At 70.5% G+C, this 13,326-nt stretch carries 11 protein-coding genes, 1 tRNA gene and 1 pseudogene; 9 read left to right on the top strand and 4 right to left on the bottom strand.

Annotation, left to right across the window (positions count from 1 at the left end; all coding sequences use genetic code 11):
* Positions 1 to 114: 114 nt before the first annotated feature.
* Positions 115 to 197: transfer RNA gene (locus AC0HI0_RS34960), tRNA-Leu, on the bottom strand.
* A gap of 117 nt (positions 198 to 314) precedes the next feature.
* Here AC0HI0_RS34960 and AC0HI0_RS34955 point away from each other — a divergent pair.
* The 8 genes and pseudogenes from AC0HI0_RS34955 to pknB form a co-directional block, all read left to right on the top strand.
* Positions 315 to 614, top strand: a pseudogene (locus AC0HI0_RS34955) (DUF3662 domain-containing protein); the annotation flags it as partial.
* Between the two features lie 132 nt (positions 615 to 746).
* The gene (locus AC0HI0_RS34950; protein WP_480934455.1) at positions 747 to 1,508 is read left to right on the top strand and encodes an FHA domain-containing protein; all 762 of its coding nucleotides are present in this window, start codon (positions 747 to 749) and stop codon (positions 1,506 to 1,508) included.
* 54 nt (positions 1,509 to 1,562) lie between these two features.
* Positions 1,563 to 2,027 carry an FHA domain-containing protein FhaB/FipA gene (locus AC0HI0_RS34945; protein ID WP_360727686.1) on the top strand — a complete coding sequence of 155 codons (465 nt, stop codon included), beginning with the start codon at positions 1,563 to 1,565 and terminating at the stop codon, positions 2,025 to 2,027.
* Positions 2,024 to 3,415 carry a PP2C family protein-serine/threonine phosphatase gene (locus tag AC0HI0_RS34940; RefSeq protein WP_480927744.1) on the top strand — a complete coding sequence of 464 codons (1,392 nt, stop codon included), beginning with the start codon at positions 2,024 to 2,026 and terminating at the stop codon, positions 3,413 to 3,415. Before AC0HI0_RS34945 ends, AC0HI0_RS34940 begins: the two co-directional genes overlap by 4 nt.
* A 4-nt stretch (positions 3,416 to 3,419) precedes the next feature.
* Positions 3,420 to 4,907 (top strand): FtsW/RodA/SpoVE family cell cycle protein, encoded by a 1,488-nt coding sequence (locus tag AC0HI0_RS34935; protein WP_480927743.1) that lies wholly within the window; start codon positions 3,420 to 3,422, stop codon positions 4,905 to 4,907.
* The gene (locus AC0HI0_RS34930; protein ID WP_480927742.1) at positions 4,904 to 6,367 is read left to right on the top strand and encodes a peptidoglycan D,D-transpeptidase FtsI family protein; all 1,464 of its coding nucleotides are present in this window, start codon (positions 4,904 to 4,906) and stop codon (positions 6,365 to 6,367) included. The genes AC0HI0_RS34935 and AC0HI0_RS34930 overlap by 4 nt, the downstream gene beginning before the upstream one ends.
* Entirely contained in the window at positions 6,367 to 7,839 is a 1,473-nt protein-coding gene (locus AC0HI0_RS34925) for a serine/threonine-protein kinase (RefSeq protein WP_480934454.1), read from the top strand. Before AC0HI0_RS34930 ends, AC0HI0_RS34925 begins: the two co-directional genes overlap by 1 nt.
* 69 nt (positions 7,840 to 7,908) lie before the next feature.
* A complete protein-coding gene (gene pknB / locus AC0HI0_RS34920; protein ID WP_480927741.1) occupies positions 7,909 to 9,897 on the top strand; it encodes a Stk1 family PASTA domain-containing Ser/Thr kinase in 1,989 nt (662 codons plus the stop codon).
* A 56-nt stretch (positions 9,898 to 9,953) separates the two neighbouring features.
* Here pknB and AC0HI0_RS34915 read toward each other — a convergent pair whose 3' ends face one another.
* The gene (locus AC0HI0_RS34915; RefSeq protein WP_480927740.1) at positions 9,954 to 10,598 is read right to left on the bottom strand and encodes an aminodeoxychorismate/anthranilate synthase component II; all 645 of its coding nucleotides are present in this window, start codon (positions 10,596 to 10,598) and stop codon (positions 9,954 to 9,956) included.
* A 66-nt stretch (positions 10,599 to 10,664) separates the two neighbouring features.
* Here AC0HI0_RS34915 and AC0HI0_RS34910 point away from each other — a divergent pair, with 66 nt between their 5' ends.
* Complete coding sequence (locus AC0HI0_RS34910) at positions 10,665 to 12,011, top strand: FAD-dependent oxidoreductase (protein WP_480927739.1); 1,347 nt, start codon at positions 10,665 to 10,667, stop codon at positions 12,009 to 12,011.
* Positions 12,012 to 12,071: 60 nt separating this feature from the next.
* On the opposite strand, the gene AC0HI0_RS34905 is transcribed toward AC0HI0_RS34910, so the two are convergent.
* Both AC0HI0_RS34905 and AC0HI0_RS34900 read right to left on the bottom strand, forming a co-directional pair.
* Positions 12,072 to 12,230, bottom strand: a complete 159-nt coding sequence (locus AC0HI0_RS34905; RefSeq protein ID WP_480927738.1) for a hypothetical protein — start codon at positions 12,228 to 12,230, stop codon at positions 12,072 to 12,074.
* On the bottom strand, positions 12,230 to 13,117 hold the full coding sequence (locus AC0HI0_RS34900) for a class E sortase (protein ID WP_480927737.1): 888 nt from the start codon (positions 13,115 to 13,117) through the stop codon (positions 12,230 to 12,232). The genes AC0HI0_RS34905 and AC0HI0_RS34900 overlap by 1 nt, the downstream gene beginning before the upstream one ends.
* Positions 13,118 to 13,326: the final 209 nt, after the last annotated feature.

Raw genomic sequence — 13,326 nt, 5'->3', positions numbered from 1 at the left:
GTGGTCTACGCCACAGCGACACCCGGATGCCGGAAAAGCGAAGAGGCCCCGCGCTTGCGGGGCCTCTTCGTTCACTTCTACTCTCGAACCCTGGAGTGAATCCCGGATTCCGAGTGGGCGAGGGGGGAGTTGAACCCCCACGTCCTTTCGGACACACGGACCTGAACCGTGCGCGTCTGCCATTCCGCCACTCGCCCGGAGCGACGTGGAGAACACTAGCACGGCCCTCGTCCGGGTTACCAATTGCCCCGTGTACCGCCACGTCACCCCGGATACGATCGGTCCCGAGAAGTCGACCGAGTCGGAGGGTTGCCGTGGGCCGCGTACAGCGCTTCGAGCGCCGTCTCGAAGGCATCGTCGGCAACACCTTCGCGCGTGTGTTCGGCGGCAACGTCGTCCCGCAGGAAGTGGCCCAGGCCCTCGAACGGGAGGCCGAGGTCAACATCCGCGAACTGGCGGGTGGCAGGCTGCTGGCGCCGAACCACTTCATCGTCCTGCTGGGTCCCCAGGACCACGATCGGCTTGCCGGTGACGGCCAGGATGAACTACGCATCACCCAGCTTCTCGGGGACTCCGTCCGGGAGCACCTCGAAGAGAGCGGATGGGATACCTATGGTGACGTCGTAGTCTCCCTGGAGCGCTCCGACGCGCTGCACACCGGACAGTTCCGAACCAGCTCGTCCGTCGACCCCGATGTGAAAGTTTCCAGCCGACGGTCAGCACCACCTCGCACAGGAGACGGATCCATGAGCCAGCCTCCCGGCTACGGACAAGGACAGGGCCAACCCGGCTACGACCCCTACGCGCAGGGCGGCTACGGCCAGCAGCAGGGTTATGACCAGCAGCAGGGCTACGGCCAGCAGCAGCAGGGCTACGACCAGGGATACGGCCAGCAGCAGCAAGGCTACGACCAGGGTTACGGCCAACAGCAGCAGCAGGGCTACGGCCAGCAGCAGCAGCAAGGCTACGACCAGGGTTACGGCCAGCAGGGCTACGACCAGGGCTACGGCCAGCAGCAGCAGGGTTATGACCAGGGCTACGGCCAACAGCAGCAGCAGGGCTACGACCAGGGTTACGGCCAGCAGGGCTACGACCAGGGCTACGGCCAGCAGCAGCAGGGCTACGGCCAGCAGGGGTACGACCAGGGCTACGGCCAGGCCGGCTACCAGGACCCGGCGCAGGGCTACGCCCCTCCGGCCGTGCAGTCCGGGCCGCGCCAGCTCAACGCCACCCTGCACCTGGACGACGGCTCGAACCGGACGTACAACCTCAAGCAGGGCGGCAACGTGGTCGGCCGCGGCCAGGAAGCGGACTTCCGGCTGCCCGACACCGGGGTCTCCAGGAGGCACCTGGAGATCACCTGGGACGGGCACAGTGCCATGCTCGCTGATCTCGGTTCGACAAACGGGACCACGGTGAACGGCACTCCGGTGCAGACTTGGCAACTCGCGGAAGGCGACGTCGTCCGCATCGGCCACTCCTCGCTGGTTTTCCGCACCCAGGGCTAGTGGTCGAGACGGGCGAAGGCGTGACGGCACTCAAGGCAGGAGCGGTTACAACCGGTGCCAGAGCTGGTGATGCAGCTGACCAGAGCGGGCTTCCTCGTCCTGCTCTGGTTGTTCGTGTTGGCTGCGCTGAGGGTGGTCCGGTCCGACCTGTACGCGGCGTCGGGACAACGCGTTCCGACGCCCGGAGTACTGCGTAGAGGAGCCAAGAAGGCCGCGAAGGGGAACAAAGCACCCCGTCAACTCGTCGTGACGCACGGCGCGCTGGCGGGCACCCGCATCTCCCTGGACGGCAGGCCGATCCTGATCGGCCGCGCGGACGACTCCACGCTCGTGCTGGACGACGACTTCGCGTCGACCAGGCACGCGCGGCTGTCCATGCGCGGGACCGACTGGTACGTGGAGGACCTGGGCTCCACGAACGGCACCTATCTCGACCGGGCGAAGGTCACGGCCCCACTCCGGGTCCCGCTCGGCTCCCCGATCCGGATCGGCAAAACGGTGATCGAGCTGCGCTCATGACCCTCGTCCTTCGATACGCGGCCCGCAGCGACCGGGGCCTGGTTCGTTCCAACAACCAGGACTCCGTGTACGCCGGCCCCCGCCTGCTCGCGCTCGCCGACGGCATGGGCGGACACGCCGCGGGCGAGGTGGCCAGCAAGGTGGTCATCGCCGCCCTGGCCCCGCTCGACGACGACGAGCCCGGCGACGACCTGCTCGGCCAGCTGCGCGAGGCGGTGATCGCCGGCAACGGCGCGATCTCCGAGCTGGTGCAGTCCGACCCGGACCTGGACGGCATGGGCACCACGCTCACCGCCGTGCTGTTCGCGGGCTCCCGGCTGGGCATGGTGCACATCGGCGACTCGCGCGCCTACATGGCCCGCAACGGCACGTTCACCCAGATCACGCACGACGACACGTTCGTCCAGTCGCTGATCGACGAGGGCCGGATCACCGAGGAGGAGGCGGCCACGCACCCGCAGCGGTCGCTGCTGCTGCGCGCGCTGACCGGCCACGAGGTGGAACCGCGCCTGATGGTGCGCGAGGCCCGCCCCGGCGACCGCTACCTGCTGTGCTCCGACGGCCTGTCCGGCGTGGTGAGCCAGGAGACGCTGGAGGAGGCCATCCGCATCCCGGACCCGCAGGCGTGCGCGGACCGGATGATCGAACTGGCGCTCAAGGGCGGCGGGCCGGACAACGTGACGGTCGTGATCGCCGACGTGGTCGACGTCGACTTCGGGGAGGACGTCCCGATAGTGGGCGGCGCGGCCGGCGACGGCAGCGACGACCCACCTCCCCCCGACTCGCCCGCCTCGCGGGCGAGTTCGATAACGGGGCCCCGGCCGATCCCGCAGCGGGTCGAGCCGCCGCAGCCGCCGGTGGACCCGCGCCGGGCGCGCGGCAACCGGGTCAAGGCGCTGGCCCTGGTGGTGTTCCTGCTCCTGCTGCTGGTGGCGGCCGGTCTGGGCACCCGCTGGTACGTGCTGCGCCAGTACTACGTGGGCGCGGGGTCCGACGGCCAGGTGTCGGTGTTCCGGGGTGTCCCGGGCAGCTTCCTGGGCTTCGACCTGCACACCCAGGTGGAGGGCTCCTGCCCGCCCGGGGCGCAGGCGTGCGAGCCGATCACCGTCGACGACCTGAAGGTCTCCACGCGGGACGTGGTGCGCAACGGGATCACCGACGTGGACGGCCTGGAGGGCGCGCGGGAGGCCATCCGCCGGCTGCGCACCGAGCAGACGCTGCCGTTCTGCCCGAAGGACCAGACGACCTCGCCGGCGACCACCACGACCACCACCCCGGTGGACCCGTCGGCAACCACCACCACGCCCACCACGTCCACCACTCCGGAGGGCACCCCGCTGCCCTCGCCCGTGCAGAAGCCGGGCACGGATTGCCGGAAGGGTCAGTAGACGTATGGGTTCGCCGGTCCCCGGCGCGGAAGGCACGCCACCCGCGACGGCGGGAGGCAGCGCACCGCTCGCGGCGAGCAGCACCTCGCCGGGGTTGAAGCCGCCCACCAAGCGGTCCACGGAACTGTTCCTGCTCGCGTTCGCCGCCGGCCTGGTGACGATCGCGCTGATCCTGGTGGAGGCGAACCAGGAGCAGGAGCTGACGATGAACATCGTCTGGCTCGGCCTGGCCTACATGGGTCTGCTCACCGTCGCGCACCTCGCCGTGCGCTGGTGGGCCCCCTACGCCGACCCGGTGATCCTGCCGTGCGTGGCGATGCTCAACGGCCTGGGCCTGGTGATGATCCACCGGATCGACCTGGCCATGGCCGACGTGAAGCTGCCCAACAACGCGGTGTGGTCGCCGGCCGCGCCCAAGCAGGTGCTCTGGACGGCCATCGCGCTGGTGCTGTTCTGCACCGCGCTGAAGGTGCTCTCCGACCACCGCACGCTGGCCCGCTACGGCTACACCTTCGGCTTCCTCGGCCTGATCGCGCTGGTCCTGCCAGGTGTGCTGCCGAGCTTCATCGCGCCGGAGATCAACGGCGCGAAGATCTGGCTGAGCTTCGGCGCGTTCTCCATCCAGCCGGGCGAGTTCGCCAAGATCCTGCTGATGGTCTTCTTCGCCGCGTTCCTGGTGTCCAAGCGCGAGCTGTTCACCACGGCGGGCCGCCGGTTCCTGGGCCTGGACCTGCCCCGGGCGCGCGACCTGGGCCCGCTGATCGGCGCGTGGCTGATCGGCGTCGGGATCATGGTCTTCCAGAAGGACCTCGGCTCGTCGTTGCTCTTCTTCGGCATCGTGCTCGTACTCCTCTACGTGGCGACCGAACGCGCGGCGTGGGTGGTGATCGGCGTGGTGCTGTTCTGCGTCGGCGCGGTCATCGCGTGGAAGATGTTCAGCCACGTCCAGATCCGGGTGGCGAACTGGCTCGACCCGTTCGCGGACGCGACGAACAAGGGCTACCAGATCGTCCAGTCGCTGTTCGGCCTGGGCACCGGCGGCCTGTTCGGCGCGGGCCTCGGCGGCGGCCGGCCGGACCAGATCCCGGAGGCCAACACCGACTTCATCACCGCGGTGATCGGTGAGGAGCTGGGCTTCGTCGGCCTGGCCGCGGTGCTGCTGATCTACACCGTGTTCGCGATGCGCGGGATGCGCGGCGCGCTGGCCGTGCGGGACACGTTCGGCAAGCTGCTCGGCGGCGGCCTGGCGTTCGCGGTGGCGTTCCAGATCTTCATCGTCATCGGCGGTGTCACCAAGCTGATCCCGATGACCGGCATCACCGCGCCGTTCCTGTCCTACGGCGGGTCGTCGCTGCTGGCCAACTACATCCTGGTCGCGCTGCTGCTGCGGATCTCCGACGCCGCGCGCTCGCCGAAGGCCACGCCCAAACCGCGGCCGCAGCAGCCCGCGATCGCCGACCAGTTCACAGTCATGGTGGAGCGTCCCAAATGAACACACCGCTCCGCCGCGTCGGCATGGCCATGATGGTGATGATGCTGCTCCTGCTGGCCAACGCCACGTACGTGCAGGTCATCAAGGCCGACGACTACCGCAAGGACCCGCTCAACCGGCGGGTGGTGCTCGACCAGTACTCGCGCGAGCGCGGCCAGATCATCGCCGCCGGCGGCGAGCCGCTGGCGACCGTGGAGAAGACCACGGACCGGCTGCGCTACCTGCGCAAGTACGCGGGCCCGGCGTTCGCCCCGGTGACCGGCTACTTCTCCACGGTGTACGGCGCGGGCGGCCTGGAGCGGGCCGAGGACGACCTGCTCAACGGCTCGGACGACCGGCTGTTCACCCGCCGGGTCTCGGACCTGATCACCGGCCGCGACCCGAAGGGCGGCAGCCTCCAGCTCACCGTGAACGCCGCGCTCCAGCAGGCCGCCTACGACAACCTCCAGGGCGTGACCGGCGCGGTGGTGGCGATCCGGCCGCAGACCGGCGAGATCCTGGCCATGGCGTCCACCCCGACGTTCGACCCGAACACGCTGGCCAGCCACGACGTGGACGAGCAGCAGACCGCGTGGAAGGGGCTCAACGCCCCGGACGCGGGCCTGCCGCTGCTCAACCGCTCGGTCGCGGGCCTCTACGCGCCCGGCTCGACGTTCAAGCTGGTGGTCGCGGCGGCGGCGCTGGCCGACGGCAAGACCAAGGACAGCGAGGTCGACGGCCGCCCGGTGATCACCCTGCCGGGCACCAACACCACGCTGCCCAACTTCAACGACACCAACTGCGGCAACGGCGTGACGGCGACCCTCCAGGAGGCGCTGGCCAAGTCGTGCAACACCGCGTTCGCGGTGCTGGCCGACCAGCTGGGCAAGGACAAGCTGAACAAGCAGGCCGCGAAGTTCGGGTTCGACGACGCGGACCTGAAGGTCCCGCTGGCGGTGGAGACCTCGACGCTGGGCCCGATGAAGGACCGGCCGTCGGTCTACCAGACCGGCATCGGCCAGCGCGACGTGCTGGTCACGCCGCTGGAGAACGCGGTGATCGCGGCCACCATCGCCAACGGCGGGGTGCGGATGAAGCCGCACCTGATCCACAAGGTGCTCGCCCCCGACCTGTCGGTGATCAGCGAGGACAAGGGCGACGACGTCGGCGACGCGATGGAGGTCGAGCACGCCCGCGCGCTGCGCGACATGATGATCGAGTCGGAGAAGAACACCTTCCAGGGCGGGCGGCTGTCGGGCGTGACGATCGCGTCCAAGACCGGTACCGCCGAGCGCGGCGAGGACGTGAAGGCGACCAAGCCGAACGCCTGGTACGTGGCGTTCGCGCCGGCCGAGAAGCCGGAGATCGCGATCGCGGTCATCGTGGAGAACGGTGGTGACGTGGGCCTGTCCGCGACCGGCGGGCGGGTCGCCGCGCCGATCGGCCGCGCGGTCATCGGCGCGTATCTCGGGAGTCGATGATGCTGACCTCCGGCCAGTTGCTCGCCGAGCGGTACCGCTTGTCCAAGCGGATCGCGGTGGGCGGCATGGGCGAGGTCTGGGAGGCCGCGGACACCCGGCTGGACCGCAAGGTCGCGGTGAAGGTGCTCAAGGCGGAGCTGTCCGGTGACGCGGAGTTCCTCAACCGGTTCCGGATCGAGGCGCGCACCACGGCGTCGCTCAACCACCCCGGGATCGCCGCCGTGCACGACTACGGCGAGACCGCGGCGGTGCCGGACGGGCCGGAGGACACCGCGTACCTGGTGATGGAGCTGGTCGAGGGCGAGCCGCTGGCGGCGGTCATCGCGCGCGGCCGGTTGACCGCCGAGCGCACGCTGGACGTGCTGGAGCAGGCGGGCAACGCCTTGCAGGCGGCGCACGAGCGCGGCCTGGTGCACCGGGACGTGAAACCGGGCAACATCCTGGTGACGCCGACCGGCAAGGTGAAGATCACCGACTTCGGCATCGCGAAGGCCGCCGACGCGGTGCCGGTGACGCACAACGGCATGGTGATGGGCACCGCCCACTACATCGCGCCGGAGCAGGCGCTCGGGCACGCCGCCGAGCCCGCGAGCGACGTCTACGCGCTGGCCGTGTGCGGCTACGAGTGCCTGACCGGGCACCGGCCGTTCCGGTCGGAGAACGCGGTGACCGTGGCGATGATGCACATCAGGGACCTCGCCCCGCCGCTGCCGCCGGACGTGCCGCCGGGGCCGCGCGCGCTGATCGAGGCGACCCTGGTGAAGGACCCGCGCCAGCGCTACCGCAACGGCGGCGAGTTCGCGGCGGCGGTGGGCGCGATCCGGGCCGGCCAGCCGCTGCCCGCGCCGACCGGGCTCGCGATGGCGGTCGGCTCGGCCCCGATCCCGCAGCAGTTGCCGCCGCAGATGCCGCCCCCGCAGCCGCCGCAGGCGGTTTCCCAGCCGATGGGACAGCTCACCCACCCGTCGATCCCGTTGACCCATCCGGGCTCCCGGCCGGGGATGCAGCCGGTGCCGCCGCAGGTGAACACTCCGCGCACGGGCGCTTTCGGACCGTTGCCACCGCCGCCTGGGCCACCGGGGCGCAATCGCGCGCTGCTGTGGGTTATGGTCGCTGTGCTGGTGGCTGTGCTGCTGGTACTCGGCGTGGTCATCCTGCGCGGGTTGGGCAAGGACGACGAGGGGCCCGGTGGGACGAGCCAGCAGGGCACCACGAGCGCCCGAACGTCCCCGCAGGACTCGACCGATCGTCTCCCCGGCAGGCCGAAGGTCACGATCGCGAAGGCCGATTTCGTCGACCTCCCGGCCGACGAGGTCGAGAAGAAGCTCTCCGGGTACGGCCTGGAACCGGAGGTGCGCGCCGAACCCGGCGGCGCGCCTCGGGACCAGCACAAGTGCCTGGTGTCGGACGTGAGCCCGACCGGTGAGGTTGCGATCGGCTCACGGGTGACGGTGACGTGTGTACCGACGTAACGGCCGAACGGTACTAAGGCGGACGGAAGCGATGGCAGGACCGTTGACGAGGAGCGGGACGAAGCACTGATGAGCACTCCGCGACTGCTCTCCAACCGCTACGAACTGGGTGAGACCCTCGGCTACGGCGGTATGTCGGAGGTCCACAAGGGCCGCGACGTGCGGCTCGGCCGGGACGTGGCGATCAAGGTGCTCCGTGCCGACCTCGCCCGCGACACCCAGTTCCAGGAGCGGTTCCGGCGGGAGGCCCAGAACTCTGCGGCGCTGAACCACCCCGCCATCGTCGCGGTCTACGACACCGGTGAGACCAACACCGAGTACGGCCCGCTGCCCTACATCGTCATGGAGTTCGTCGACGGGCGGACGCTGCGCGACATGGTCAAGACGCAGGGTCCGCTGACCGGCAAGCGCGCCATGGAGATCATGGCGGACGTCTCGGCGGCGCTGGACTTCAGCCACCGGCACGGGATCGTGCACCGGGACGTGAAACCCGCGAACGTGATGATCACCCGGGCCGGCGCGGTGAAGGTGATGGACTTCGGCATCGCGCGGGCCGTGCACGACGGCCAGGCGGCGGTGACCCAGACGGCCGCGGTGATCGGCACCGCGCAGTACCTGTCGCCGGAGCAGGCCCGCGGCGAGGCGGTGGACGCCCGGTCCGACGTGTACGCGTCGGGCTGCGTGCTGTTCGAGCTGCTGACCGGCGAGCCGCCGTTCACCGGGGACTCGCCGGTGGCGGTGGCCTACCAGCACGTGCGCGAGGACCCGAAGCCGCCGTCGTCGCTGAACCCGAAGGTGACGCCCGCGCTGGACGCGATCGTGCTCAAGGCGATGGCGAAGGGCCCGGCCAACCGCTACCAGTCGGCCGCCGAGATGCGCGCCGACCTGGTGCGCGTGCTGTCCGGCCAGCGCCCGTCCGCGCCCGCGGTGATGACGCCCGAGGACCGCACCGCGGTGATGAACCAGTCGCCGCGCACCGAGGTGGCCTCCGGCGGCCGGCACCGCCCGTCGGCGCTGCGCGAGGAGCCCGACGACTACGACCCGATCGCCGAGGAGGAGGCGGAGCGCAAGGCCCGGCGCAAGAAGACGATCATGATCACGCTGGTCGTCCTGCTCTGCGTCGCGGTGCTCGCGCTGGCCGCCTGGATCACCACCTCGCTGCTCAAGGGCGATGAGAACTCCGGCTCCACCAAGGTCTCGATCCCGGACCTGAAGGGCCAGACCGCGGCGTCCGCGTCCGACGAGCTGCGCCGGCGGAACCTGGAACCGGTGCTGGAGAACCGGCCGTGCCAGCCGCAGGCCGGCGGGGCGCCGACGTGCACCGCCGAGCAGGTCGGCCAGGTGCTGGAGACCGACCCGCCGTCCGGCCGCGAGGTCGACAAGTACACCAAGATCAAGGTCGTGGTCGGCGCGCCCGCCGAGGCCGTCGTGGTCCCCGACGTGCGGAGCATGTCCCCCGCCGACGCGCAGAAGACGCTCGAAGAGGGCAACTGGGTCTTCAAGCAGGCCGCCGAGCCCACCGAGGTCGAGGACGCGAAGCTGATCGGCAAGGTCGCCGACCAGAGCCCGGCGCCGGGCACCAAGGCCCCCAAGGGCAGCACGATCACGGTGACCCTGGGCAAGGGCCCGGACACCGTGCAGGTGCCCGACGTGACCGGCCAGACGCTCCAGCGGGCGCGCGAGACGCTGGAGGGCAACGGGTTCAAGGTGCAGACCAAGGACGTGGACAGCCCGAAGGACCAGGGCGAGGTGGTGGCCCAGAACCCGGTGCCCGGCCGCGCCGAGAAGGGCTCGATCGTCACGCTCAGCGTGTCCAAGGGCAACCAGTTCCTGATGCCGGACCTGACCGGGCTGACCGAGGGCCAGGCGCGGTCGAAGCTCGGCCAGCTCGGCTGGACCGGCGACCTGAACGTCTCGGAGCGGGTGCCGACCACCGAGCTGGGCCAGGACAAGAAGATCGCCGAGACCGAGATCAAGACCGACCAGCCGGTGGGCAAGAACGCCCGGATCAACGTGAAGGTGTTCGACTTCAAGATCGGCAGCACCACGACCCGGTAGTCCCGGACGTGGGAAGGCCCCCGTGCTCCGCGGAGCACGGGGGCCTTTTCGGATCGTCAGACCTGGCGGGCCGCCGCGGCCAGTTCGCGCATCCCGTTCTCCAGCTGGGCCACCGTCCCCTCGGGGACCTCGAACCCGCACACCGCGAGCCAGTTGGCGAGCATCCGGTGGCCGCCCTCGGTGAGCACGGACTCCGGGTGGAACTGGACGCCCTCGACCGGCAGCTCCCGGTGCCGCATGGCCATCACCACACCGGTGTCGGTGCGGCCGGTGACCTCGAACTCCGCCGGGATGGTGTCCGGCAGCACGGTCAGCGAGTGGTACCGGGTCGCGGTGAACGGGCTGGGCACGCCGGCCAGCACGCCCACCCCGTCGTGGTGCACGACGGAGGTCTTGCCGTGCAGGAGTTCCGGGGCGAGGTCGACGGTGCCGCCCCACACCGCCCCGATGGCCTGGTGGCCGAGGCACACGCCGAACACCGGGACGCCGCGGTCCGCGCAGTGGCGGATGACGTCCATGCTCCGGCCTGCCTTGTCCGGGGTGCTGGGGCCGGGGCTCACCAGCACGCCGCCGACCTCGCCGACCTCGTCGAGTTCCACGGCGTCGTTGCGCCGCACCACGCACTCGACCCCGAGCTGGGCCAGGTACTGGACGAGGTTGTAGACGAAGCTGTCGTAGTTGTCGACCACGAGCACGCGCATGGCCGCCAGCGTAGCCGTGACCAACCTCTCGCCAGAAGTGAGCTTAGGCTCACCTAATCTATACTCATGACACGTTCTCTGCGCGTCGCCGTCGTCGGCGCGGGCCCTGCGGGCATCTACGCCGCCGACATCCTGACCAAGTCGGACGCGGACGTCTCCATCGACCTGTTCGAGCGGATGCCCGCCCCCTACGGCCTGATCAGGTACGGCGTCGCGCCGGACCACCCGCGGATCAAGGGCATCGTGACCGCCCTGCAGCGGGTGCTCGACCGGCCGGAGATCCGGTTCTTCGGCAACGTCGAGTACGGCGTGGACGTGAAGCTGGAGGACCTGCGCCAGTTCTACGACGCGGTCGTGTTCTCCACCGGCGCGGAGAAGGACCGGCCGCTCGACCTGCCCGGCATCGACCTGGACGGCTCGCACGGCGCGGCCGACTTCGTCTCCTGGTACGACGGCCACCCCGACGTACCGCGCGACTGGCCGCTGACCGCGTCCCAGGTCGCCGTGCTCGGCGTCGGCAACGTCGCCCTGGACGTCGCCCGCATCCTCGCCAAGACCGCCGACGAGCTGCTGGTCACCGAGATCCCGGACAACGTCTACCAGGGCCTGCGCACCAGCCCGGTCACCGACGTGCACGTCTTCGGCAGGCGTGGGCCCGCCCAGGCCAAGTTCACCCCGCTGGAGCTGCGCGAACTCGACCACTCGCCCAACGTCGAGGTCATCGTGCACCCGGAGGGCATCGACTTCTGCGCGGCCAGCATGGCGGCCATCCGGTCGAACAAGCAGGTCGAGATGGTGGTCAAGACCCTGCAGGAGTGGGCGATCCGCGACGTCGGCGACCGACCCCGGCGGCTGCACCTGCACTTCCTGGAGGCCCCGGTCGAGGTGCTCGGCGCGGACGGGTCGGTCGCGGGCCTGCGCACCGAGCGGATGCGGCTGACCGGCGACGGCGGCGTCGAGGGCACCGGCGAGTTCACCGACTGGCCCGTGCAGTCGGTCTACCGGGCGGTCGGCTACCTGTCCACGCACCTCGCGGACCTGCCGTTCGACCACACCTCGGGCACCGTGCCGCACCAGGCGGGCCGCGTGCTCGACCTCGACGACCAGGCCATCACCGGGGTCTACGTCACCGGCTGGATCAAGCGCGGCCCGATCGGGCTGATCGGCCACACCAAGGGCGACGCGCTGGAGACCGTGACCAGCCTGCTCGCCGACGCGCCGAACCTGCCCGAGGCCCCGGTGGTCGACCCGCACGCGGTGGTCCGGTTCCTGGAGCAGCGCGCGGTCCCGTTCACCACGGTCGACGGCTGGCGCAAGCTCGACGCGCACGAGATCGCGCTGGGCGCGGACCAGGGCCGCGACCGGGTCAAGGTCGTGGACCGGGGGGCCATGACCGACATCTCCCGCGCCTGACCTCGACGGACAGCGCACAGCCGGAGCCCCGTGCGCGGGGCTCCGGCTGTCGTGTCAGGGCTACTGGGCGGTCGTCACGTTGTTGAACGGCAGCTTCGGCTCCGCCCACGGGAACACCACGAACATCAGCAGCGCCACCACCCCGGCCACCAGGACCAGGGCCTCCAGCACGCGCAGCGGCAGCGGGCCGGGCAGGTGCCGCCAGATCCAGCCGTACATCACTGCTCCTTGAGTTCTTCGGGCACGAACCCCGGTGCCTTGGGGTACGCCTGGGTCAGCACCGCGTGCACGATCAGCCGCTGCTTGTCGGAGAACCTCGGGTGGCAGGTGGTCAGCGTCATCAGCGCCGCCTGCTGCGCCTCCGGCGCGGTCCCGGTGAAGTGCGGCACCGCGTTGATCACCTCGCCCTGGGTGGGCAGCACGATCTCCTGGCCGACCGTCTTGTCGTAGGAGCCGCCCAGCGGCGAGACCTTCGCGCAGTTCTTCGCCTTGGCCTTGTCGCCCGCCGCCCAGCCGGCGATCTCCGAGGACTTGGGCAGCATCCGGTAGACGAACCAGTTGGTCTGCGTCTCGACCACGATCGCGTCGCACGAGGCGAGCAGGTCCAGGTCGTTGAACGGCGCGCCCTTGCCGACCCGGTGGCCGGCCACCGCGAAGTTGCCCGGGTTGCCGGGCAGCGCGGTGTTCACGTAGTGGCCGGGCCCGATCTCCAGGTCCTTGTCGGTGGTGCCCTCGACCACGGAGAACTTGTAGTCCGGGCCGAACACCGGGATGTACATCTTGGCGAACGCCTGGCCCGCGATCAGGTCGTACTTGGCCTGCCGCTGCTCGTCGGTGGGCTCGACGGTGTTGGCGTTCCACTTGTCGTCCAGGGCGTGCGTGGCGTCGTCCTGCTTGCCGGCCGAGATGAGGTCGGTGACGTACACCTCGTAGACCACGAACAGCAGGATCACCAGACCGGCCGTGATCAGCAGCTCGCCCACCGCGCGCACGGTCTTGCGGCCAGCGCTGTCCTTGGGGCGCGTCGGAGGCTCCTCGTAGTCGTCTTCGTCGTCGTAGTACTCGTCGTCGTAATCGTCGTACTCGTCGTCGGCGTAGTCGTCCACGACCGGCGCGATCACCTCGGTCGGCGGGTCGACCGGCCGGGGGCGGCGCGGAGGTGCCGGCCGCGCCCCGGGCCCGCCCTGGGGAGGCCCGCCCGGCACCGGTCCGCCCTGGGGAGGCCCGGGTGGGACGGGTGCCGCGCGCGGGTGGTTCGGGCCGGGTGGCGGCGGGAGGCTGCCGGAGAACGCGTTGGTGTAGCGGGTCGCGTCGG

It is taken from the genome of Saccharothrix sp. NBAS 001 (assembly GCF_056640475.1).
This window is presented reverse-complemented; position numbering and strand designations above follow the sequence as displayed.